This is a genomic window from Streptomyces sp. NPDC031274 (assembly GCF_055570235.1).
Genome location: NZ_JBVIHP010000020.1, coordinates 92,110 through 114,494 on the forward strand (window position 1 = coordinate 92,110; position 22,385 = coordinate 114,494).

Annotated in this window: 20 protein-coding genes; 11 read left to right on the forward strand and 9 right to left on the reverse strand. The window is 69.4% G+C overall.

Features of this window, described 5'->3' with window-relative positions:
• Positions 1 to 205 precede the first annotated feature (205 nt).
• The gene (locus ACZ5CR_RS29150) at positions 206 to 1,039 is read left to right on the forward strand and encodes a DUF5707 domain-containing protein (protein WP_468862690.1); all 834 of its coding nucleotides are present in this window, start codon (positions 206 to 208) and stop codon (positions 1,037 to 1,039) included.
• A gap of 17 nt (positions 1,040 to 1,056) precedes the next feature.
• Here ACZ5CR_RS29150 and ACZ5CR_RS29155 read toward each other — a convergent pair whose 3' ends face one another.
• Complete coding sequence (locus tag ACZ5CR_RS29155) at positions 1,057 to 3,459, reverse strand: cation-translocating P-type ATPase (RefSeq protein WP_468862693.1); 2,403 nt, start codon at positions 3,457 to 3,459, stop codon at positions 1,057 to 1,059.
• Positions 3,460 to 3,580: 121 nt separating this feature from the next.
• Complete coding sequence (locus tag ACZ5CR_RS29160; RefSeq protein ID WP_468862695.1) at positions 3,581 to 3,850, reverse strand: DUF2530 domain-containing protein; 270 nt, start codon at positions 3,848 to 3,850, stop codon at positions 3,581 to 3,583.
• Between the two features lie 222 nt (positions 3,851 to 4,072).
• On the opposite strand from ACZ5CR_RS29160, the gene ACZ5CR_RS29165 reads away from it, so the two are divergent.
• Positions 4,073 to 5,521, forward strand: a complete 1,449-nt coding sequence (locus tag ACZ5CR_RS29165; RefSeq protein WP_468862698.1) for an NCS2 family permease — start codon at positions 4,073 to 4,075, stop codon at positions 5,519 to 5,521.
• A gap of 65 nt (positions 5,522 to 5,586) precedes the next feature.
• On the opposite strand, the gene ACZ5CR_RS29170 is transcribed toward ACZ5CR_RS29165, so the two are convergent.
• Complete coding sequence (locus ACZ5CR_RS29170; RefSeq protein WP_363211910.1) at positions 5,587 to 5,769, reverse strand: ribbon-helix-helix protein, CopG family; 183 nt, start codon at positions 5,767 to 5,769, stop codon at positions 5,587 to 5,589.
• Positions 5,770 to 6,056: 287 nt separating this feature from the next.
• Between ACZ5CR_RS29170 and ACZ5CR_RS29175 the strand changes: the two genes are divergently transcribed.
• On the forward strand, positions 6,057 to 6,494 hold the full coding sequence (locus ACZ5CR_RS29175) for a MarR family winged helix-turn-helix transcriptional regulator (RefSeq protein WP_468862700.1): 438 nt from the start codon (positions 6,057 to 6,059) through the stop codon (positions 6,492 to 6,494).
• A gap of 67 nt (positions 6,495 to 6,561) precedes the next feature.
• Positions 6,562 to 7,902 carry an MFS transporter gene (locus ACZ5CR_RS29180; protein ID WP_468862702.1) on the forward strand — a complete coding sequence of 447 codons (1,341 nt, stop codon included), beginning with the start codon at positions 6,562 to 6,564 and terminating at the stop codon, positions 7,900 to 7,902.
• Positions 7,903 to 7,916: 14 nt separating this feature from the next.
• Here the strand turns inward: ACZ5CR_RS29180 and ACZ5CR_RS29185 are convergent, their stop codons facing one another.
• The 3 genes from ACZ5CR_RS29185 to ACZ5CR_RS29195 form a co-directional block, all read right to left on the reverse strand.
• Entirely contained in the window at positions 7,917 to 8,423 is a 507-nt protein-coding gene (locus ACZ5CR_RS29185) for a GNAT family N-acetyltransferase (protein WP_468862704.1), read from the reverse strand.
• Between the two features lie 470 nt (positions 8,424 to 8,893).
• A complete protein-coding gene (locus ACZ5CR_RS29190; protein WP_468862706.1) occupies positions 8,894 to 9,886 on the reverse strand; it encodes an aldo/keto reductase in 993 nt (330 codons plus the stop codon).
• 144 nt (positions 9,887 to 10,030) lie between these two features.
• A complete protein-coding gene (locus tag ACZ5CR_RS29195; protein ID WP_468862708.1) occupies positions 10,031 to 10,597 on the reverse strand; it encodes a MarR family winged helix-turn-helix transcriptional regulator in 567 nt (188 codons plus the stop codon).
• 24 nt (positions 10,598 to 10,621) lie between these two features.
• Here ACZ5CR_RS29195 and ACZ5CR_RS29200 point away from each other — a divergent pair, with 24 nt between their 5' ends.
• Positions 10,622 to 11,128 (forward strand): carboxymuconolactone decarboxylase family protein, encoded by a 507-nt coding sequence (locus tag ACZ5CR_RS29200; protein ID WP_468862881.1) that lies wholly within the window; start codon positions 10,622 to 10,624, stop codon positions 11,126 to 11,128.
• Between the two features lie 254 nt (positions 11,129 to 11,382).
• Positions 11,383 to 12,168: a zinc metalloprotease gene (locus tag ACZ5CR_RS29205; RefSeq protein ID WP_468862710.1), complete on the forward strand. Its 786-nt coding sequence runs from the start codon at positions 11,383 to 11,385 to the stop codon at positions 12,166 to 12,168.
• Here the strand turns inward: ACZ5CR_RS29205 and ACZ5CR_RS29210 are convergent.
• The gene (locus tag ACZ5CR_RS29210; RefSeq protein WP_468862712.1) at positions 12,158 to 12,904 is read right to left on the reverse strand and encodes a GDSL-type esterase/lipase family protein; all 747 of its coding nucleotides are present in this window, start codon (positions 12,902 to 12,904) and stop codon (positions 12,158 to 12,160) included. The genes ACZ5CR_RS29205 and ACZ5CR_RS29210 overlap by 11 nt on opposite strands.
• Before the next feature lie 143 nt (positions 12,905 to 13,047).
• On the opposite strand from ACZ5CR_RS29210, the gene ACZ5CR_RS29215 reads away from it, so the two are divergent.
• Complete coding sequence (locus ACZ5CR_RS29215) at positions 13,048 to 14,034, forward strand: TolB-like translocation protein (RefSeq protein ID WP_468862714.1); 987 nt, start codon at positions 13,048 to 13,050, stop codon at positions 14,032 to 14,034.
• Between the two features lie 33 nt (positions 14,035 to 14,067).
• On the opposite strand, the gene ACZ5CR_RS29220 is transcribed toward ACZ5CR_RS29215, so the two are convergent.
• Positions 14,068 to 14,862 carry a TetR/AcrR family transcriptional regulator gene (locus ACZ5CR_RS29220; RefSeq protein ID WP_468862715.1) on the reverse strand — a complete coding sequence of 265 codons (795 nt, stop codon included), beginning with the start codon at positions 14,860 to 14,862 and terminating at the stop codon, positions 14,068 to 14,070.
• Between ACZ5CR_RS29220 and ACZ5CR_RS29225 the strand changes: the two genes are divergently transcribed.
• Positions 14,861 to 16,000, forward strand: coding sequence for an ATP-binding cassette domain-containing protein (locus ACZ5CR_RS29225; protein ID WP_468862717.1), 1,140 nt, complete (start codon positions 14,861 to 14,863; stop codon positions 15,998 to 16,000). The genes ACZ5CR_RS29220 and ACZ5CR_RS29225 overlap by 2 nt on opposite strands.
• Complete coding sequence (locus tag ACZ5CR_RS29230) at positions 15,997 to 16,842, forward strand: ABC transporter permease (protein WP_468862720.1); 846 nt, start codon at positions 15,997 to 15,999, stop codon at positions 16,840 to 16,842. The genes ACZ5CR_RS29225 and ACZ5CR_RS29230 overlap by 4 nt, the downstream gene beginning before the upstream one ends.
• A 94-nt stretch (positions 16,843 to 16,936) precedes the next feature.
• Here ACZ5CR_RS29230 and serC read toward each other — a convergent pair whose 3' ends face one another.
• Positions 16,937 to 18,055: a phosphoserine transaminase gene (gene serC, locus ACZ5CR_RS29235; RefSeq protein ID WP_468862722.1), complete on the reverse strand. Its 1,119-nt coding sequence runs from the start codon at positions 18,053 to 18,055 to the stop codon at positions 16,937 to 16,939.
• A gap of 183 nt (positions 18,056 to 18,238) precedes the next feature.
• On the opposite strand from serC, the gene ACZ5CR_RS29240 reads away from it, so the two are divergent.
• Both ACZ5CR_RS29240 and ACZ5CR_RS29245 read left to right on the forward strand, forming a co-directional pair.
• A complete protein-coding gene (locus tag ACZ5CR_RS29240; protein ID WP_468862724.1) occupies positions 18,239 to 21,094 on the forward strand; it encodes an FAD-binding and (Fe-S)-binding domain-containing protein in 2,856 nt (951 codons plus the stop codon).
• Positions 21,095 to 21,349: 255 nt separating this feature from the next.
• A complete protein-coding gene (locus ACZ5CR_RS29245) occupies positions 21,350 to 22,342 on the forward strand; it encodes an EamA family transporter (protein WP_468862726.1) in 993 nt (330 codons plus the stop codon).
• The last annotated feature ends 43 nt before the right edge of the window (positions 22,343 to 22,385 follow it).

The following is a 22,385-nucleotide window of genomic DNA, read 5'->3' on the forward strand; positions in this document are numbered from 1 at the left end:
GGTGGCTGGTCGCGTAGTTCCCCGCGCCCCTTCAGGGCCCGTTGGATCCCGCGCTCCAGAGCTCGGTCACGAAATCTTCACTTCCCGTACAACCAGAGGTCCATGTCAAGGGTCTGATCTTCCGAGTCAACAGACTCCTAGACCACTGGGCTTCGCGTGACAACCCCCATACACCGCGGCGCCCCCTTCCCACCTGGGGAAACACATGCGCATCCGTGCCACCGTGGCCGCACTGACCGGCACCCTGGCCCTTTCCGCACTCGTCGTCCCGGCCGCCCAGGCCGCCGACGAGCCGAACGCCCCGAAGTTCGCGCCCTTCAAAGCCAACGCCCCCGTCGACGAGTCCATAGGCGACACCAAGATCACGAAGGTCGCCGTCAACGGTGGCAAGAACATCGTGGTCGGCACCACCGAGAAGAAGAAGTTCACCGTCGCCATCACGGCGACCGACCCCGAGGGCATCTACGACGCCGATGCCATGCTGTGGCACGGCTCGGACATCGAGAGCGACATCGACGGCCTGCTCTTCTCCGCTGAGGACGGGGCCACGTGCAAGGTCGTCGACGCGACCACCTCCACCTGCACGGTCAACGTCACGGTCGACCCGAAGCTCGACCTCTACAGCAACATCCTGGCCGGCAAGTGGAAGGTGTCGGCGAACGCGATCGGCAACGACGGCGACTTCGTCACCAAGGACACGTTCGGCTACGCCAGCATCCAGCGCAACGCCCGCCTCACCACCAACGCCTCCCCGGAGCCCATCAAGAAGGGCAAGACCCTCACGGTCAAGGGCGCCCTGACCCGCGCCAACTGGGACACCCTCAAGTACGCGGGCTACACCAAGCAGTCGGTGAAGCTCCAGTACAAGAAGAAGGGTGCGGCCTCCTACTCCACCCTGAAGACCATCACGTCCGACACCAAGGGCAACCTGAAGACGACCGTGAAGGCCACCGCGGACGGCTACTACCGCTACGTCTTCGCCGGTACGTCCACGACCCCGGCCGTCACGTCGACGAGCGACTTCGTGGACGTCAACTAGTAACTACCCTTGAACGGCTACGCCGGAAAGCGGCGGTCCACCCAGCGGTAGATGACCTCGATCACCAGTGAGGCCACCGCCGCGATCGCGACCGCCGCCCACGGCATCGTCGCGCCCACCAGCTTCAGCTGGAAGAAGTCCTGGAGCCACGGAACGGTGAGCACCAGCAGGAAGCCGAGACCCATCGCGCCGATCAGACCGAGCCGCCACCACGTGTAGGGGCGGGCGATGATCGCGAGCACCCACATGGCGATCAGGAACAGCGCAAGCGTGGCCGCGCTGGTCTCGGCTTCCCGCGCTCCCTCGCCCGTGTAGTGGTGGCGCGCCAGCAGGTACGTACAGAAGGTGGCGACGCCCGCGACGACACCGCCCGGGATCGCGTACCGCATGACCCTTCGTACGAAGTGGGGCTTGGCCCGCTCCTTGTTGGGCGCGAGGGCGAGGAAGAAGGCCGGGACGCCGATCGTCAGGGTCGAGAGCAGCGTCAAGTGGCGTGGCAGGAACAGGTACTCCACCTGCGAGCAGACCACGAGCAGCGCGATGACGACCGAGTAGACGGTCTTCACCAGGAACAGCGTCGCGACCCGCGTGATGTTGCCGATGACCCGGCGGCCCTCCGCGACCACCGAGGGCAGCGTCGCGAAGCTGTTGTTCAGGAGCACGATCTGGGCCACCGCCCGCGTCGCCTCCGAGCCCGAGCCCATCGAGACGCCGATGTCGGCGTCCTTCAGGGCCAGTACGTCGTTCACGCCGTCGCCGGTCATCGCGACCGTGTGGCCGTGTGACTGGAGGGCGCCCACCATGTCGCGCTTCTGCTGCGGGGTGACACGGCCGAAGACGGAGTTGGCGTCCAGGGCCTTGGCCATCTCGTCGTGCTCCGTGGGCAGGCGGCGGGCGTCCACGGTGTTCTCCGCGCCCGGCAGGCCCAGCTTTCCGGCGACCGCGCCCACCGAGACCGCGTTGTCGCCGGAGATGACCTTGGCCCTTACGTCCTGCTCCTCGAAGTAGCGCAGGGTGTCGGCGGCGTCCGGGCGAAGGCGCTGCTCCAGGACGACCAGGGCGGTGGCCTCGGCTCCCGCGGCCACGTCGGCGTCGTCGAGTTCACCGGCCGCGCGGGCCAGGAGCAGCACGCGCAGGCCCTGCTGGTTGAGGTCCTCGATCTCGGCGAGTGACGGGTCGCCGTCGGGAAGCAGGACGTCGGGGGCGCCGAGCAGCCACGCCGAGGTGTCGCCGTCGCCCTCGCTGAAGGCGGCGCCGCTGTACTTGCGGGCGGAGGAGAAGGGCAGCGATTGGGTGCAGCGCCACTCCTCGCTGTCGGGGTAGGCGTCGATGATCGCCTGGAGCGACGCGTTCGGCCGCGGGTCGGATTCGCCGAGGGCCCCGAGGACCTTGCGTACGTACGCCTCGTCGGCGCCGCCGAGGGGGCGCAGCTCGGTGACGTCCATGCCGCCCTCGGTGAGGGTGCCGGTCTTGTCCAGGCAGACCGTGTCGACGCGGGCCAGGCCCTCGATCGCGGGGAGTTCCTGCACCAGGCACTGCTGGCGGCCGAGCCGGATGACTCCTATGGCGAAGGCGACCGAGGTGAGGAGGACGAGCCCCTCCGGGATCATGGGCACGATCCCGCCCACGGTGTAGGCGATGGACTCCTTGAAGTTGTCGTCCTTGACGACGAGCTGGCTGATGATGAGGCCGATGGAGGTCGGGATCATCAGCCATGTCACGTACTTGAGGATCGTGGAGATGCCGTTGCGCAGCTCGGAGTGGACGAGCGTGAAGCGGCTCGCCTCCTCGGCCAGCTGCGCCGCGTACGCCTCGCGGCCCACCTTCGTGGCGGTGAACGCGCCGCCGCCCGCGACCACGAACGAGCCCGACATCATCTTGTCGCCGGGCTTCTTGACGACCGGGTCCGCCTCACCGGTCAGGAGCGACTCGTCGACCTCCAGGCTGTCGGTCTCGACCGCCTCACCGTCCACGGGGATCTTGTCGCCTGGCCCCAGCTCCACCAGGTCGCCGAGGACGATCTCGGAGGTGGAGATCTCGGCGCCCCTGCCGTCGCGCCGCACGGTCGGCTTGGACTCGCCGATGACCGCGAGTCCGTCCAGGGTCTTCTTGGCGCGCAGCTCCTGGATGATGCCGATGCCCGTGTTGGCGATGATCACGTAGCCGAAGAGGCTGTCCTGCATCGGCGCGACGAAAAGCATGATCACCCAGAGCACGCCGATGATCGCGTTGAAGCGGGTGAAGACGTTCGCCCGGACGATCTCGGTGGTGGACCGGGAACTGCGGACGGGGACGTCGTTGATCTCGCCGCGTGCGACTCGCTCGGCGACCTCTGCGGCGGTCAGACCCGTCGCGCGTCCGGTGGGCAGCTCCACCGGGTGGACCGGGTCGAGCTCGGCGCCCGCGTCGATATGCGTCATGCCAACGACGGTACGGGCGAGATGGGGGGTTCACCCCTTGAGCGCCCCAAAGATCCGACCACGGTAGGACAAGGACCCTCCCGTGGTTGTACGGGTGGCTCCCGGACCTCGGCGGAACTGATTACTCCGTGGCCGGCGCCGCCTTGTGCTCCGCGTTCCGCTTGATCGCCGCGTCGCGGCCCCGCACGTACCAGATGCCGATCAGGCCGAGGCCCGCACCGGCCAGGCAGGTCCACACCCACCAGGTGGCATCGCGGTCGTCGAACCAGCCGTAGAACGGGAGCTGCACGAGAAAGAGGACGAACCAGAGGATCGTGCCGCCCGTGATGGTGGCGACGACGGGGCCCTCCAGGGGCTCCGGCGCGTCGTGCTTGGGTGTCCACTTCTCCATGCGCCTAGCTTACGAGTCGTCGGGCCGGGGCCCCGAGGGGGCACTGAGGGGGCCGGTTCGCCCTGGTGCCGCAAGGGTCTACGCGCGGAGATAGCGATTTCCCTCTCATGTATTCATACTGAAACGACTCGTTAATGGCTGGTTGTTTTCGTAAGAACAAACAAAGCAATCAGAATCCGCCACTTAATGATCTTCCTCTTCTCTGAGCCCGCGAGGTCCCGCATGCCTTCCTCGGCCACCACCCCGGTCGACGCCAGCAAAGAGCCGCCGAAGCCCCCGCAGGGTGGCATCGACGGCTTCTTCAAGATCACCGAACGGGGCTCGACCCTCGTCCGAGAGGTCCGCGGCGGCTTCGCCACCTTCTTCGCCATGGCCTACATCATCGTGCTCAACCCGATCATCCTGGGCAGCGCGAAGGACATGTACGGGCACCAGCTCGACAACAAGCAGCTGGTCACGGCGACCGTGCTCACCGCGGCCTTCACCACGCTCCTGATGGGCGTCATCGGCAATGTGCCGATCGCGCTCGCCGCGGGCCTCGGCGTGAACACCGTGGTCGCCCTCCAGCTCGCGCCGCGCATGTCGTGGCCCGACGCGATGGGCATGGTCGTCCTCGCGGGCTTCGTCGTGATGCTGCTCGTGGCGACCGGCCTGCGGGAACGCGTGATGAGCGCCGTGCCGCTCGGCCTGCGCAAGGGCATCGCGATCGGTATCGGCCTCTTCATCATGCTGATCGGCCTCGTCGACTCCGGCTTCGTCTCGCGCATGCCGGACGCCGCGCACACCACGGTTCCGCTGCAGCTCGGCGCCGACGGACACCTCAACGGCTGGCCCGTCCTGATCTTCGTGCTCGGCGCGCTGCTCACGCTCTGCCTGCTCGTGCGCAAGGTGCCCGGCGCGATCCTCATCAGCATCGTCGTCATGACGATCGTGGCGATGATCGTCAACGCGGTCGCGACGATCCCCTCCTGGGGTCTGACGACGCCCGAGTGGCCGGGCAACCCGGTCAGCACGCCGGACTTCGGTCTCGTCGGTCAGATCAGCCTGTTCGGCGGCTTCGAGAAGGTCGGCCTGCTCACCGGCATCCTCTTCGTCTTCACCGTGCTGCTGTCCTGCTTCTTCGACGCCATGGGCACGATCATGGGCATCGGCGACGAGGCCAAGCTGACCGACGCCAACGGCAACATGCCGGGCATGAACAAGGTCCTGTTCGTCGACGGCATCGCGGTCGCCGCGGGTGGCGCCTCGTCCGCGTCGGCCACCACCTGCTTCGTGGAGTCCACGGCGGGCGTCGGCGAAGGCGCGCGTACGGGCTTCGCCAACATCGTCACCGGCGCCCTCTTCGCGGTGGCGCTGTTCCTCACGCCCATCGCGACGATGGTGCCGTCCCAGGCGGCCACGCCCGCGCTGCTCGCGGTCGGCTTCCTGATCCTGTCCGGCTCGATCGGCAAGATCGACTGGAGCGACTTCACCATCGCGATCCCGGCGTTCCTGACGATGCTGATGATGCCGTTCACGTACTCGATCACGAACGGCATCGGCATCGGCTTCATCAGCTTCACCGTGCTGCGCCTCGCGTCGGGCCGCGGCCGTGAGGTGCCCGCCGCGATGTACGTCGTGTCGGCCGTCTTCGCCTTCTACTACCTGATGCCGGCGCTCGGCCTCACGTAAAAGGCGGCCGGTCTTACGTCTCAAACGGCGGCCGGTCTTACGTCTCAGTGCCTACGGGGCGGCCATCAGGCCGCCCCGTAGAACTTTTCCGTCTCCTCGACGGCGCTCTGGAAGCGTTCGTCGAAGTCTCCACGGATGAGCGTCCCGACCACGTAGTCCTGGACGCTCATTCCCCTTTTCGCGGCGTGCTGCTTGAGCCGGTCGAGCAGCTCACCGTCTATTCGCAGGCTGAGCACTGTCGATCCCATGCGTGACAGGGTCGCTGCCGCCGCGCGGACCGTGTCTCACTTTCCGAAGTCACCTCACTCATATGGGTGACGAAAGGGTTCCGTGGCCCTCGGCGCGGGAAGCCAGTGGAGCCATTTGAGCCACTCGGGGCCGCCGACGGGACCGTACGAGTGCCCTTCGGGATGCCCGGTGAGATGCCCTGTGGGGCGCCCCGTGAGAGCCCTGCGGGACTCCTGAACGGAACCAGTCGGACCCGCCGTGTTAACAGAGTGGTCTTTAGCTAGAGTAATGAGTTACTCTAACGAACATGCCGGACCTCTCCCATGGTGACGACGCCGCCGCCGTGAACTCTCTGCGCTCCGCCGTGATGCGCCTGTCCCGTCGACTCAAGCATCAGCGGGTCGACGAGTCGCTGAGCCCCACCGAAATGTCGGTGCTCGGCACCCTCGCCCGCTGCGGCCACGCCACCCCCGGTGAGCTGGCCCGCAAGGAACACGTGCAGCCGCCGTCGATGACCCGCATCGTCGCGTTGCTCGAAGCCAAGGGTCTCGTCCGGCTCGAGCCGCATCCCGAGGACCGCCGCCAGAAGGTGGTGACCCAGACGGAGACGGCCGAGGCCATGCTCGAGGAGAGCCGCCGCAAGCGGAATGCCTGGCTGGCCGACCTGACCGAGCAGCTCGACGACGACGAGTGGGCGCGTTTGAGCGCCGCGGCTCCCGTACTGGAGAAGCTCGCGCACCTGTAAGCAGCGCACACGGCGGTCACCTGCCGTGTGCCGTACGACCGCACCACGCCAAGGAGGCGAACCGCCTTTGAGTACGGGATCCGGAGCAGACTCCGCCCCCGCACCAACCGCCCTCGACAAGTCCCCCGCCGCCAAGTCGTCGATGTTCAGCTCACTGAAGATCCGCAACTACCGGCTCTTCGCCTCCGGCGCCGTTGTCTCCAACACCGGCACATGGATGGCGCGCATCACCCAGGACTGGCTGGTCCTGAGCCTCACCGGCTCCTCGGCCGCGGTCGGTATCACCACCGCGATGCAGTTCCTGCCGATGCTCCTGTTCGGCCTCTACGGCGGTGTCATCGCCGACCGTTTCGCCAAACGGAGCCTGCTCTTCTGTACGCAGGGCGCGATGAGCATCAGCGGCCTGTTCCTCGCCACGCTCACCCTGAGCGGCAACGTCCAGGTCTGGCACGTCTACCTCGCGGCCTTCTTCACGGGCCTCGTCACGGTCGTCGACAACCCGACCCGGCAGTCCTTCGTGTCCGAGATGGTGGGGCCCGACCAGGTCCGCAACGCCGTCTCGCTGAACTCGGCGAACTTCCAGTCCGCGCGCCTCATCGGCCCCGCCGTGGCGAGTGGTCTCACCGCCGCCGTCGGACCCGGCTGGGCGTTCCTCGCCAACGGCCTGTCTTTCCTCGCGCCGCTCACCGGCCTGCTCCTGATGCGCACCGGGGAGCTGCACGCCACCCCGCGCAAGCCGCGCGGCAAGGGGCAGCTGAAGGAAGGCCTGAACTACGTCTCCAAGCACCCCGAGCTGATCTGGCCGATCGTCCTCGTCGGCTTCGTCGGCACCTTCGGGTTCAACTTCCCGATCTGGCTGAGCGCCTTCGCGGACGACATCTTCCACGGCGGCGTGGGGATGTACGGGCTCTTCAACACCCTGATGGCGATCGGCTCGTTGGCAGGGGCGCTGCTCGCGGCCCGCCGCGGCACCTCCCGCCTGAGGCTGCTCGCCGGGGCCGCGATCGCCTTCGGCGTGCTGCAGATCGTGGCCGCGTTCGCGCCCGAGCTGTGGATGTTCGTGGCGTTGATCGTCCCGATCGGCATCCTCGGCCTGACGGTGAACGTCACCGCCAACTCCTCGGTCCAGATGGCCACGGACCCCGAGATGCGGGGGCGCGTCATGTCCCTCTTCATGATGGTCTTCACCGGCGGTACGCCCCTGGGCGGCCCGCTCTTCGGCTGGCTCGCCGACGCGTACGGGGTGCGCGTCAGCATGGCCGCAGGCGGCCTCATCTGCGCCGTGGCCGCGGTCGGGGTCGGCCTGATGCTGGCCCGCGCCGCGAACCTGCGGCTGAAGGTGGATCTGCGGCGCGGGCAGCAGCATGTGCAGTTCGTGCCGCGGGAGCAGCTGGCGACGGCGGCGTAGGCCGTTCTCCGTGACTAGACGCGCCGGGCCAGGATCTGGCCCGGCCAGGTGCCGTCCTTCTCGACGAACGCCTCGGTCCGGGTGAAGCCGTTGCGCTCGTAGAACGCGACGAGCTTGCCGTCACCGCCCGCGTAGCAGTCGACCCGGAGCAGGGAGATCCCCTGGCTCCGGGTTTCCTCTGCCGCGTGCGCGAGGAGGGCGGCGCCCGCGCCCGTGCCGTTCCGTGCGGTCAGCAGGTGGATGTACTGCTCCGGCTCGTCCACCGGCGCGATGTACGCCCCCGGTCCGTCAGTCAGTGTCACCGTGCCGACCGCCTCCCCGTCGATCTCCGCGATCCAGGCGGAGCCGGTGGTCAGATACTTCTCGACCAGGGCGACGGTCTTCGGCCTCGTCGACCAGGGCTGATCGCCCCACTGCCCCGTACGCCCCTGGGAGACGAGCCAGGCGACCGCCTCGTCGAAGAGGGCGAGGACGGTGGGGATGTCGTCGGGGCCGGCGGGGCGGATGGTTATGTGATCCATAGGATTTCCTCTCCCCCACGCCGCCCCTTGCCGAAACCATGGGGGTCCGCCCCCTGGAGCCTCCATGCAGCCCGTCCGGCGTTTGAGGACGAACTCGGCGAAGCCGGTGATGACGGTACGCACAAGGCACGAGGCACAAGGCACGAGGCACAAGGCACGAGGCACAAGGCCCTCGCGCAGCGGGTTTCGGGAAAGGGCGGCGGGGTTGGGGAGAGAACCGCCGGAGGCAGGACTGGGGTGGCGGGGGAGCGGCCCCGCTATGAGGTGGTCGGTCGATGGCCGCTGGGCGGAGCCGGTTAACCTCGACTACGTGGACCCGAAAACCAGGAACCGGATCATGGCCGGTGTGCTCGTGCTGATGTTCGTCGTCGTGGCGGTGGCGGCCGCGGTCGGCCAGTGAGGCGATGGCGATGACCGCGGCCGCGTAAAGGTAAAGCTGCTGCTACCTGCTACCTGCTGCCCGGCACCTGCTACCAGGCGAAGGACTCAGGCGAAGGACCGGGCCCCGGGAAGATCTCGTCCAGCGCGCCGAGCAGCTCGTCCGAGAGTTCGAGCTCGACCGCGCGCAGAGCGCTGGTGAGCTGCTCCGAGGTGCGCGGCCCGACGATCGGCCCGGTGATGCCGGGCCGGGTGAGCAGCCAGGCGAGCGCCACTTCGCCCGGTGCGAGGCCGTGCTTGTCGAGCAGGTCCTCGTACGCCTGCACCTGCGCGCGCACCTCGGGCTTCGCGAGCTCCTCGGCGGCACGCCCGGCGGCGCGCCGCTTGCCCTCGCCCTCCTTCTTCAGCACGCCGCCGAGCAGACCGCTGTGCAGCGGCGACCACGGGATGACACCGAGGCCGTAGTCCTGGGCGGCCGGGATGACCTCCATCTCGGCGCTGCGCTCGGCGAGGTTGTAGAGGCACTGCTCGCTGACGAGGCCGTAGCTGCCACGCCGCTTGGCGATCTCGTTGGCCTGGGCGATCTTGTACCCGGGGAAGTTCGACGAACCCGCGTAAAGGATCTTGCCCTGCGTGATGAGGGTGTCGATCGCCTGCCAGATCTCCTCGAAGGGAGTGCGGCGGTCGATGTGGTGGAACTGGTAGATGTCGATGTAGTCGGTCTGCAGCCGCTTGAGCGATGCCTCCACGGACCGGCGGATGTTGACCGCCGAGAGCAGATCGTGGTTGGGCCAGGCCGGCTTCCCGTCGGTGGCCATGTTCGCGTACATCTTGGTGGCGAGCACGACCTTGTCGCGCCGCTCGCCGCCCTGCGTGAACCAGGTGCCGAGGATCTCCTCGGTGCGGCCCTTGTTCGCGTCCCACCCGTAGACATTGGCTGTATCGAAGTAGTTGATGCCCGCGTCGAGCGCGGCGTCCATGATCGTGTGGCTGTCGGGCTCGTTGGTCAGAGGCCCGAAGTTCATGGTCCCGAGCGCGAGTCGGCTGACCTTGAGTCCTGTGCGTCCCAGCTGCGTGTACTTCATGGTTGCTCAGCCAACGACTTGAAGTGCGCTCTATGCAAGGGTGCGGGCCGAGGGGTGATCAGTCGCGGGGGAACTCGTCGGTCTTGAGGGTGAGGCCGAGGACTGTGCGGGTGAGGTCCACATCCGCTCCGAAGGCGGACAAGGTCACGAGCCGCCCAGCCAGCCCGCCGCGTCCAGGCGGAACACGTCCGGCGGTACGACGGCGCGCAGGTCGTCCTCCATCGCGCGCAGGCGCCGGGCGCCGAGCTGTTTCGCCCACTGTGCGTGCAGCTCCTCGAAGATCGCCGCCGAGCGGGTCAGCGCGTCGATGCCGTGCGGGGTGAGGCGGACCAGTTTGCGGCGGGCGTCGGTCGGGTCGTCGGTGCGTTCCGCGTAGCCGAGGGTGATGAGGCGGTCGACGGTCTTGCCCGCTGCCTGCTTGGTGACGCCGAGGCGGCGGCCCACCTCGCTCGCGCTCGCGCCCCGCACACCGATCGCCTGCATCGCGAAGCCGTGGGCGGGGCGGGCGTCGGGGTGTCCCTGGCGGGCGAGTTCGGCGTGGAGCCGGTCGATCAGGGTGCGGAACCCGGCGAAGAGGAGCAGGGGCAGCTCGAAGCCGTGGCGGTCGTCGCTCTCCGGCTCCGGCTCCGACACCGACGGCTCGTCCGGCTCGTCGCTCTTGCGGGTATCGACAACCTGGTTTACTTTATTTTCGTCAACCATGTTGTCCATCGTAGGGGGTACGTCGTGTCCGCCTTGTTCGCTGAGCACACTGTGGAGACCGCGCCGGAGGGCTCTCGCGCGGCGATGGAGCGTACGGCCGCGGCTTCCGGGAAGACGCCCAGTGCCGTGGCCCGTCTGGCCGAGTCGCCCGAACTGCTCAATGGCTTCCTGGAGTTGAGCGCGTCCTTCGAGCGCACGACGTTGGATCCCGTGGCCCGGGAAGTCGTCATCATGACCGTCGCCGTGCGCAACGACTGCCACATCTGCGTGACCATGCACACCGGCAAGCTGCGGAAGCTGGGCGCGGATGCCGAGCTGATCGCCGCGTTGCGTGAGGGGCGGGCGCTCGGCGATGAACGGCTGGAGGCGGTACGGCAGTTCACGCTGGAGGTGCTTGCGACCGCGGGTGGCGTCGGGGACGCCGAGCTGAAGGGGTTCCTGGCGGCTGGTCACACGGAGCGGAACGCCCTTGAGGTCGTGATGGGCATCGGTACGTACACGATGTCGACGCTTGCGAACCGGCTTACCCGGGCCGAGTGAGGCGTGCCCCCCCCGGTGAGGGCGACCACCTCCACCGACCCCCGCCCACCCCGCCCGCTCCATTTCAGCGCTCCCGACTCCAGCGCTCCCGACTCCAGCGCTCCCGACTCCACTGCTCTCGATTCCACTGCTCTCGATACGGGACACGAGATACGGGACACGAGATACGGGACACGAGATATGGGAGGTGCGGGAGATGACCGAGGGGAGAGGGCGTTGGGGAGTTGTTGGTGGGGTGGGTGAGGATGCGGGGCATGACCGTGAAAAAGATCGTCCGCTCGCTTGGCGTCCTCGCCGCCACCGTGGGGCTCGTCGCGCTCAGCAATCCGGCCTATGCCGCGGGGGATGTCTACAAGGGCACCGGATGGAAGATCCTGACCCAGAGGCAAATACAGTCGCTCAGCCCCGACCCGTACGTCATTCAGCTCGTCAAGCCCAGCGCGTCCGCCACCAAGCTCACCGCCGCGCAGACCAAGAAGGCGGAGGCGCAGCTGCGGGCGCAGTTGAAGAAGACCGCCGCCCAGCTGACCTCGGTGACCGGGACCAAGTTCACGCTGGCCAGCGGCTATCACAAGGAGCAGAGCGCCTGTAACACCGCCGAGCGTCACGTCATCACCGTGGGGATGAAGTACCGCCCCTTCACCCCCGGCAACAAGCCGGGCTACTCCCAGGCGCACCCCTGCTCGGCCAGTGCGAACCAGAGCGCTTGGGGCGGATGGATATGGCTCGACAGTGAGTACTGGAAGCCGGGCGACTGGGCGGCCTCCCCGACGCTCATCTCGAACACGGTGAGCCACGAGATAGGGCACTCGATAGGACTCGACCACGCCAACGTGGACGGCTCGGACGCCAACAACACCGCCGACCCCTACGAGTGCGTCTCCAACAGCAGCAAGGACCGGCCGGTCATGTGCTCGCCCAACGGCGGCCACGCCAGGGCCAAGGGCGGCAGCGACGCCCGCGCCAAGAAGTACGCCGGTCAGTACACGAAGTGGGACATCGCCGGACTCAAGGCCCTCAAGGCCAACTTCAGCCGGTAGGCGACAGCGCCGACACGGGTGACACGGGTGACTCGGGCGTCATGGGCTGGTGCGTCGTCCTGTACGGCGCGCCGAGACCCCACGCCTGGTGCATCGCGTCCGCGAACGCCGCCGCCAGTTTGTGCTCGCCGCTCTCGCCCGGGTGCGTCCCGTCGTACGTGTCGACGTCGATGTCGTACGACGGCGGCGTCGAGGCGAGGAGCAGCGGGGACGCGCCCGTGTCCAGGTCCGCCACCGCCTTCGCGAGGAGCACGTTGAAGCGTGAGACCTCCGCCGCGAAGGGGGCGTCCGTCCGGGCCCGGATGTTCGGGATCACGGGGAGCAGGACGAGCCGGACGCGCGGGTTCGCCGATCTCGCCTCCGCGATGAAGCGGCGTGCGTTGTGCGCCGTCTGTTCCGCGTCCGTGTAGAAGCCCAGGTCGATCAGGCCGAGCGAGACGAGAAGGACGTCGGGCCTGTCCCGCCGCACCGCCTCCGCCATCCGCGGCGCCATGTGCAGCCAGCCCTCGCCCCAGCCCGCGAGGTGATGGCGCGGGAAGTCCGGGTCCTCGCAGGCGTACGCGTACGAGACCGGTTCGCCGGAATCCTTGTCGTGCAGCGCCTGTCGCGGGCCCACCACGGCGAAAGCCGCGTCTCCGAGCGAGGCCCGCAAGTGCTGCCACATCCGGTGGCGCCAGGTGTGTTCCCCCGCGCTGCCGATCGTCATCGAGTCGCCGACGAACATGAACCTGAGCATCCGCTCATCATCCCGGATCAACGCCCCGGCCTGCGATGTGAGGCTGACCACCTGCCGGACGACAGCCCCCTGCGCCGGGGTGGCAGTCTTGGCCCATGCGTTCACTGCGTTCTTCGACGGGTGCCACGGGTGCCATGGGTGCCATGAGGGCCACAGGTGCCATCGGCGCCGGAGCCCTGCTCTTTCTCGCCGCCGCCGTCGGCCCCGCCACCGCCGACGATAGCCACGACGGGTTCACCATCAAGGACCCCCGCATCATCGAGTCGAGCGGCCTCGCCGCCTCCCGCGCCCACCCGGGCGTCTACTGGACGCACAACGACCAGGACAAGAACGGCGCGCTGATCTACGCGGTGGACGGCAAGACCGGCAAGACCGTCGCCACCGTCACCATGACGGGCGTCGGGACGCCCCGTGACGTGGAGGCCATCTCCGTCGGCAGCGACGGCAACATCTACGTCGGCGACATCGGCGACAACCTCGGCGGCACCTGGCCCCACGTGTGGATCTACAAGCTGCCCGAGCCGAAGAAACTGGGCGACCAGACGGTCCGGGCCACGCAGTACACGGTGAAGTACGAGGGCGGTCCGCGCGACGCTGAGGCGATGATGGTGCACCCCAAGACCGGGCGGATCTACATCGCCGACAAGAAGGAGGAGGGCGGCGGCCTGTACGAAGGGCCCGCGCGGATGTCCGCCTCCGGGACCAATGTCTTCAAGCGCCTCGGCGACACCGGCCTCTGGACCACGGACGGTGCCTTCTCGCCCGACGGGAAGCAGCTCGCTCTGCGCGGATACCTCGGCGGGGTCTCGTACACCTGGAAGGGCGAGGGGAAGAAGCCCGAGCGTCAGGGGCGGCTGAGCGTGCCGCTCCAGCGGCAGGGCGAGTCGGTGACGTACACCCTGGACGGTACGACCCTCATGTACGGCAGCGAGGGCGAGCAGAGCCAGGTCGAGCCCGTCGAGGTCGAGGGGGCCGGTGGCGGCAACTCGGGTTCCAGCAGCGGGAGTTCCGGTGGCGCGGGTGACGGCGGGGGCTCCGGGTTCGACGGTGACCTCAAGGTGGGCGCGCTGACCGTCGGCGCCGTGCTCGTCGCCTTCTTCGGCCTGAAGCGGCTGTTCCGGCGGAAGTAGCCAAGGGGGAGAGGCAGGGGGAGAGGGCGCGGGTTACTTCTTCGCGGCCTCGCGCCGGGCCACCAGCACATCCAGGCCGTCGAGCAGGCGCTGGAGGCCGAACTCGAAATGGTCGAACTGTGAGCCGAACGCGTCGTCGGAGAGCCCGGCGAGGTGGGGATAGCGGCCGCTGCTCATGATCCGGTTGAGGGTGGGGTGCTGCGCCTCCCAGAACTCCTGGTCCGTCAGGCCGCTCTTCCGCACCGCCTCCATCTCGTGCACTTGAGTGCGGGCGACCCCGGTGACGTACCCCTCGACCATGACGATCACGCCGATCAGCTCGGGGTCGGTCAGGCTCATCGACTTGATCCCGGACAGGGCGTGCTCCAGGCCGCCGACCGAGCCGGGCCCGAGCACCGGGCGGGCCTGGTTCACCTGGAGCAGCCAGGGGTGCTCGCGGTAGAGGGCGAGCGTCTCGCGGGCGTACGCCTCCACGGCCTCGCGCCAGCCGCCGCCCGGCGGCTCGGCGTCGCCCGCCCGTGAGTAGACGCGGTCCAGCATCAGGTCGAGCAGCTCGCTCTTGCCGGGGACGTAGCGGTACAGGGACATCGTGCCTGTGCCGAGCTCCGTGGAAAGGCGGCGCATCGAGACCGCCGTGAGCCCCTCGGCATCCGCGAGGCGCACGGCCTCGGTGACGATCCGGTCCAGGGTGAGTCCGGGTTTGGGGCCCCGCGTGGGGCGTTCGCCCTCGCCCCAGAGCAGTTCAAGGCTGCGGGCGATGTCGCTGCCGGTGCGCCGGGTGTCGTCACCGTTGCGCTGGGCGTCACCGCCGCCGTTCGTGCTCGTCATGGCGCTCAGCCTAATCGCCGTATCGCTTATTGGGTACACCGTACCCACGAAACTGAGTACGGTGTACTCTCCATTGGGTACGGCGTACTCAAAGCCTGGAGGGGTGGCAGTGAGCGAGAACGACGACTACGCGGTGCGGGCCGAGGGGCTCGACAAGCGCTACGGGGAGAAGAAGGCCCTGGACGCCTTCGATCTGCGTGTGGAGCGCGGCACGGTGCACGGACTGCTCGGCCCGAACGGCGCGGGCAAGACCACCGCCGTACGCATCCTCGCGACACTGGTGCGCCTCGACGGCGGGCGTGCGGAGGTCTCCGGCGCCGATGTGGCGCGCCGACCCGACGTCGTGCGCGGCCGCATCGGTCTGACCGGCCAGTACGCGGCGGTCGACGAGGTCCTCACCGGGCGGCAGAACCTGGAGATGTTCGGCCGCCTCTTCCACCTGGGCGGCAAGCGGGCCGCGCGACGCGCCCAGGAACTGCTCGACCAGTTCGACCTGGCGGACGCGGCAGACAAGGGCGCGGGCCAGTACAGCGGAGGCATGCGGCGCAGGCTCGACCTCGCCGCGTCGATGATCCTCGCGCCCGCCGTCCTCTTCCTGGACGAGCCGACCACCGGTCTCGACCCGCGCAGCCGCCTCGAAGTCTGGGACACCGTGCGGAAGTTGGTCGCGGACGGCACGACCGTCCTGCTCACCACCCAGTATCTGGAGGAGGCCGACAAGCTGGCGTCCCGGATCACCGTCATCGACCAGGGCCGCGCCATCGCCGACGACACCCCGGACGGCCTGAAGAACACGGTGGGCGGCAGCTACCTGGAGGTCGTGGTGCGCGAGGCCGCCGATCTCCCGGCGGCCATGGAGGCCGTCGCCCGGGTCGCGGCGGGTGTGCCCGAGGCCGTCGACCTGGAGCGGCGCGTCCAGGCGGCCGTGACCGACCGGGTCGGCGCGCTGACGGACGTGGCGCGGACGCTTCAGGACCAGGGGGTCGCGGTGGAGGACATCGGCCTTCGCAGGCCGAGCCTCGACGACGTGTTCCTGCGCCTCACGGGACACCGGACGGAGTCCACGCAGCCCTCCGGGCCCCAACCGAACGCGGAAGGCGCCGACATCGACGAGAAGAAGACGGAGGTCGCGGCATGAGCGCCGTACTGACCACGGACGTCACGGACACGCCGCCCCCGCACGGACGCCTCTACTGGGCGTTCGCCGACACCTGGAACGTCACACGGCGCTATCTCACCCACTTCAAGCGCCAGCCCGCCAACATCGCCTGGCAGCTGGGCTTCCCGATCATCTCCGTACTGCTGTACGGCTTTGTCTTCGGGGAGGCGATGAAGGTGCCCGGCGGGGGCGACGACGGTGACTACAAGCAGTTCCTGATGCCCGGCATGTTCGTGATGACCATGGCCTTCGGCTTCATGAACACCGCGATGGCGGTGGTCACGGACTCCTCCAAGGGCGTCATCGACCGCTTCCGCTCGATGCCGATGGCACCTTCGGCGGTGGCGGCGGGGCGCGGTCTCGCCGACCTGATCGTGGCCTGCGCCGAGCTGACGATCCTCGCGCTGACGGCGTTGGCCATCGGCTGGCGTTCCAGCGCGGGGCTGTTCGAGACCCTGGCCGCCTTCGGCCTGCTGCTGTTCCTGCGGTTCAGCCTGATCTGGGTCGGCGTGTTCCTGGGCCTCGTGGTGCCGACCCCGGAGGCGGCGGGCGGGCTCTACGCGGTCGCCTTCCCGCTCACCATGATCTCCAGCGTCTTCGTCGCGCCGTCCCTGATGCCCGACTGGCTGGCGCCGGTCGCCGCCTGGAACCCGGTGTCCTCCACGGGCACGGCGACACGCGAACTCTTCGGCAACCCCGGGGCGGGCGGGGCGAGCTGGGTCGAGCAGAACGCGGTGCTGATGGCGGTGGTGTGGCCGGTGGCGATCTCCCTCTTGTTCCTCCCGCTCGCGGTACGGAAGTTCAAGCAGCTGAGCAGGTAAAAGCAGAGTTCCCCGCGCCCAAAGGGGCGCGGGGAACTGCGCGACCAGCCACGGAGTACAGAGCACGGAGCACCCGCAGCTGACAGCGAAAGCGTTAGAGCTTCTCGATGACGTAGTCGATGCACTTCGTGAGCGCCTCGATATCCGCCGGGTCGATCGCCGGGAACATCGCCACGCGCAGCTGGTTGCGGCCGAGCTTGCGGTAAGGCTCCGTGTCCACGATGCCGTTCGCGCGCAGAGCCTTCGCGACCGCCGCCGCGTCGATCTCGTCCGCGAAGTCGATCGTGCCGATGACCTGCGAGCGCTTGGCCGGGTCGGTGACGAACGGCGTCGCGTACTTCGAATCGTCGGCCCACCCGTAGAGCGCCTGCGACGACGCGGCCGTGCGGCCGGTCGTGAAGTCCAGGCCGCCCTGGCTGTTCATCCACTCCAGCTGCTCGCCGAGCAGGAAGAGCGTGGCGAGAGCCGGGGTGTTGTACGTCTGGTTCTTGCGGGAGTTGTCGATCGCCGTGGGGAGGCTGAAGAACTCCGGGACGTGCCGACCGCTCGCGTGGATGCGCTCGGCCCGCTCGATCGCCGCCGGGGAGAACGCGGCGAGCCAGAGGCCGCCGTCCGAGGCGAAGGACTTCTGCGGGGCGAAGTAGTAGACGTCCGTCTCGGCGATGTCGACCGGCAGGCCGCCCGCGCCGGAGGTGGCGTCCACCAGGACGAGGGAACCCGCGTCCGCGCCGGCCACCCGCTTGATGGGGGCCGCGACACCGGTCGAGGTCTCGTTGTGCGTGAACGCGTAGACGTCCACGCCCGCCTCGGCCTGCGGCTCCGGGTGCGTGCCCGGCTCACTCGTGATCACGGTGGGCTCGGCGAGCCACGGGGCGAGCTTCGAGGCCTTGGCGAACTTGGAGGAGAACTCGCCGAAGCTGAGGTGCTGCGACTTGTTCTCGATGAGGCCGTGCGTCGCGACGTCCCAGAAGGCGGTGGAGCCGCCGTTGCCCAGGATCACCTCGTACCCCTCGGGGAGGGAGAAGAGGTCGCGCACACCCTCGCGCACCTTGCCGACCAGGTTCTTGACCGGGGCCTGGCGGTGGGAGGTGCCGAGCAGAGAGGTACCGGTGGCGGCGAGCGCGTCCAGCGCCTCCGTGCGCACCTTGGAGGGGCCCGCGCCGAAACGTCCGTCGGCGGGCTTGATGTCAGCGGGAATCTGGATCTCAGCCACGGGGTGAGCCTAACGGCTCGGGGCGGGCCGTCATCCGGGCGTCCGGCGGCTGAGATCGCGCAGCTCCACAGAGCGGACACCGCGAGGCTCCACCGCCAGGGACGCGAGGCTCCGCCCCCGGGCGCGAGGCTCCGCCCCAGATCGGGCCCTTCGCGGATGCATCCTGAGGGCATGGATATGGGCATGAGTGATCTCGGAGGCGTAGGCGACGGTGTAGGCGTAGGCCAAGGCGTAGAGAAGGAACTGCGGGCAGCCGTGCGGGGGGAGGTGGACTTCTCCGTCACCGCGCGGGCCCTGAACACCATGGACGCGTCCAACTACCGTCGCGTGCCGCTCGGCGTCCTCGCCCCGCGCGACGCGGACGACGTGGCCGCGGCGCTCGCCGTGTGCCGGGAGCGCGGGGTGCCCGTCGTCGCCCGCGGCGCCGGTACCTCCATCGCCGGGCAGGCGACCGGTACGGGGCTCGTCCTCGACTTCACCCGGCACATGAACCGGATCGTGTCGCTCGACGCGGAGTCGCGGACCGCGGTCGTCCAGCCGGGGGTGATCTGCGACGACCTGCGGGGCGCGGCGTCCGCGCACGGCCTGACCTTCGGCCCCGACCCGTCCACCCACAACCGCTGCACCCTGGGCGGAATGATCGGCAACAACTCCTGCGGATCGCACTCGGTCGCCTGGGGGACGACCGCCGACAACGTCTCGTCCCTCTCGGTCGTGAGCGGCGGGGGCGCACGGCTCGCGCTCGGCCAGGGCTGGTCCGGCGCGCCCGACGGCCTGCGCGCCTTGGTGGACGGCGATCTCGAACTCCTGCGCACCGGGTTCCCCGAGCTCCCGCGCCGTATCTCCGGCTACGCCCTGGACGCCCTGCTCCCCGAGCGGGGCGTGGACCTGGCCCGCGCGTTCTGCGGTTCGGAAGGCACCCTCGGCGTGGTCACGGAGGCGGTCGTACGCCTCGTCGACGCGCCACGCGCGCGTGCCCTCGCGGTACTCGGGTACGCCGACGAGAGCGCGGCGGCGGAGGCCGCGGCGGGCCTGCTGCCGTACGGGCCGCTGACGGTGGAGGGGATGGCCGCCGATCTCGTACGGGGAGCGAGCGGGCTGCCCAAGGGCGGTGCCTGGCTGTTCGTGGAGACGGGCGGGGAGAGCGGGGGCGAGGCACGCGCGCGTGCCGACGCGATCGTCAAGGGGGCCGCATCCGGGGGCGTCGTGGACTCGGTGGTGGTGACCGACCCGGCGGGGCAGCGCGCCCTGTGGCGGGTCCGCGAGGACGCCAGCGGGACGGCGACGCGGATGCCGGACGGCAGCGAGGCGTGGCCGGGCTGGGAGGACTGCGCGGTGCCGCCCGCCCGGCTCGGGGCGTATCTGCGGGACTTCCGGGGGCTGCTCACCGACCACGGTCTGCGCGGAACTCCGTACGGGCACTTCGGGGACGGCTGCATCCACGTACGCATCGACTTCGACCTGATGAGCACGGAGGGCGTGCGGCGCTTCCGGCGCTTCTCGGAGGATCTGGCGGAGGTCGTGGTCGCGCACGGCGGTTCGCTGTCGGGGGAGCACGGGGACGGGCAGGCACGGGCGGAGTTGCTTCCGAAGATGTACGGGGCCGAGCTCGTGGGGCTCTTCGAGCGGGTGAAGGGGGTGTGGGACCCGGCGGATCTGCTGAACCCGGGGATGCTGGTGCGTCCCGCGCCGCTGGACGCGAACCTCCGTTTCGACCCGCTGCCGCGTGAACCGGTGGACGTGGCCTTCGGCTACCCCCATGACGGCGGGGACTTCTCGGCGGCGGTACGGCGGTGTGTGGGCGTCGCCAAGTGCCGTACCGCGTCGGCTGGTTCGGGCGGCGGGGTGATGTGCCCCTCCTTCCGGGCGACGGGCGAGGAGGAGCACTCCACGCGGGGCCGGGCCCGGATGCTGCACGAGATGCTCGCGGGGGAAGTGGTGACGGACGGGTGGCGCTCGGAGGAGGTGCGGGACGCGCTCGACCTGTGCCTGTCCTGCAAGGGATGCCGGTCGGACTGCCCGGTGGGCGTGGACATGGCCACGTACAAGGCGGAGTTCCTGCATCACCACTACGAGGGACGCAGGCGGCCCGCGGCGCACTACGCGATGGGCTGGCTGCCGCTGTGGCTGCGCCTCGCGGACCGGACGCGTACGGCGGGGGTGGCCAACGCGCTCGCGCGGGTGGGGGGCCTCGCGTCGCTGGCGAAACGGGCGGGCGGGATCGCGCAGGAGAGGGAGATTCCGCGGTTGGCGGGGGAGTCCTTCCGGCGGTGGTTCCGGGGGCGGGGGCGGAGTGCTCCGGAGGGTCTGGCGGGGCCGACGGTCGTGCTGTGGCCCGACACGTTCACGGATCACCTCTCACCGGCGGTGGGGCAGGCCGCGGTGCGGGTCCTGGAGGCCGCAGGGCTGCGTCCCGTGGTGCCGCCGGGGGACGTGTGCTGCGGCCTCACGTACGTCTCCACCGGCCAGCTGGACAGGGCGCGCGCGGTGATGCGGCGCACGCTGGAGCGGATGGGGCCGCTGCTCGACGCGGGGGCGCTCCTGGTGGTCCTCGAACCGAGCTGCGCGGCGGCGCTGAAGACGGACCTGGTGGAGCTGCTCGGGGAGGACCCGCGGGCGGCTGAACTGGCGGGACGAGTACGGACGTTCGCGCAGGCCCTGGAGGAACTGGCCCCGGACTGGACCCCGCCGCGGGTCGACCGGGCGGTGGTGGGCCAGACCCACTGCCATCAGCACGCGGTCCTGGGCGACGGGGCCGAGCGCCGGCTGCGGGAGAAGGCGGGCCTGAAGGGCGAGCTGAGCGGGGGGTGCTGCGGACTCGCGGGGAACTTCGGCTTCGAGGCGGGGCACTACGAGGTGTCGGTGGCGTGCGCTGAGGAGCAGTTGCTCCCGGCGGTGCGGGGGGCGGCCACGGTGCCGGAGGCGGAGGGCGGACCGGTGATCCTCGCGGACGGGTTCTCCTGCCGGACGCAGCTGGAGCACCTGGCGGGAGGCGCGCGCGGGCGCCATCTGGCCGAGATCCTGGCTGAGGTCCTCTGAGGGGTGGGGGATTGCAGGAAAGTCCCACGACACGCCGAGGGGAGGGTGTGTGGGGTGGGACTTTCTTGCATTCACGCCCACTCTCACCCCCCTCCGGCTGGACTCGGGGTGGGGATGTGGTTTGCGTACAGGAGTGAAAGGGCTCCACAATGCTGACGTGGTCTACTACCTTGGACGGGGCAGTCCAGGTGAGTGGACTGGGTGAAGGTTTTGGCTGAGGGGCCCGGTTGAGGGTCGAGGAGTGGAGAGGTCGCTGTGGACGCGTCGAGGAGTGGTCAGGGGGCAGGGGGCGGTGGGCGGTGGGGGGCCCTCGGGCCCGTCGGGCTCGTGCTCGCGGGCGGGATCTCCGTCCAGTTCGGCGGAGCCATCGCCGTGAGCGTGATGCCCAAGGCGGGAGCCCTCGGCATCGTGACCCTGCGGCTCGCCTTCGCCGCTCTGGTGCTGATGATCGTCTGTAGGCCGAAGGTGCGGGGGCACTCGCGCGCCGACTGGGGGACGGTCGTCGCCTTCGGTGTGGCCATGGCCGGGATGAACGGGCTCTTCTATCAGTCCGTCGCCCGGATTCCCATGGGGCCCGCCGTGACGCTGGAGGTGCTCGGGCCGCTCGCCCTCTCCGTCTTCGCCTCGCGTCGCGCCCTGAATCTCGTCTGGGCCGGGCTCGCCCTCTGTGGCGTCTTCCTGCTGGGGGGCGGGGGTGGATTCAGCGGGCTCGATCCTGTCGGTGTCGCGTACGCGCTTGGCGCCGGTGCCATGTGGGCCACGTACATCGTCTTCAGCGCCCGTACGGGGCGCCGCTTCCCGCAGGCCGACGGGCTCGCCCTCGCGATGGTCGTCGCGGCGCTCCTCTTCCTGCCGCTCGGCCTCATCGAGTCGGGGGACAAGCTCGTCAGGCCCGAGGTGCTCGGGCTCGGTGCGGCGGTCGCCGTGATGTCCTCCGTGCTGCCGTACACGCTCGAACTGATCGCCCTGCGCAGGCTGCCCGCCTCCACCTTCGCGATCATGATGAGTCTGGAACCGGCCATCGCCGCCGTCGCCGGGTTCCTCGTGCTGAACCAGGCCCTCTCGGTGAATGAGGCTCTGGCCATTTCGCTGGTCATCGCCGCCAGCATGGGCGCCGTCCGGACCCAGATCGGGCGCGGTCCGGCCCGTAGGTCCGGGGATGTCGTCGCGTCGGGGGCCACCCCGGATGCCGTGCTGGCTCCGGCGGAGACCGTCGAGGAGTCGGTGCCGGAGGCGTCCGGAAAGTAATGCAAGCACGCTTGCTTGTTTCTCCGGGCGCTGCCATGCTCCG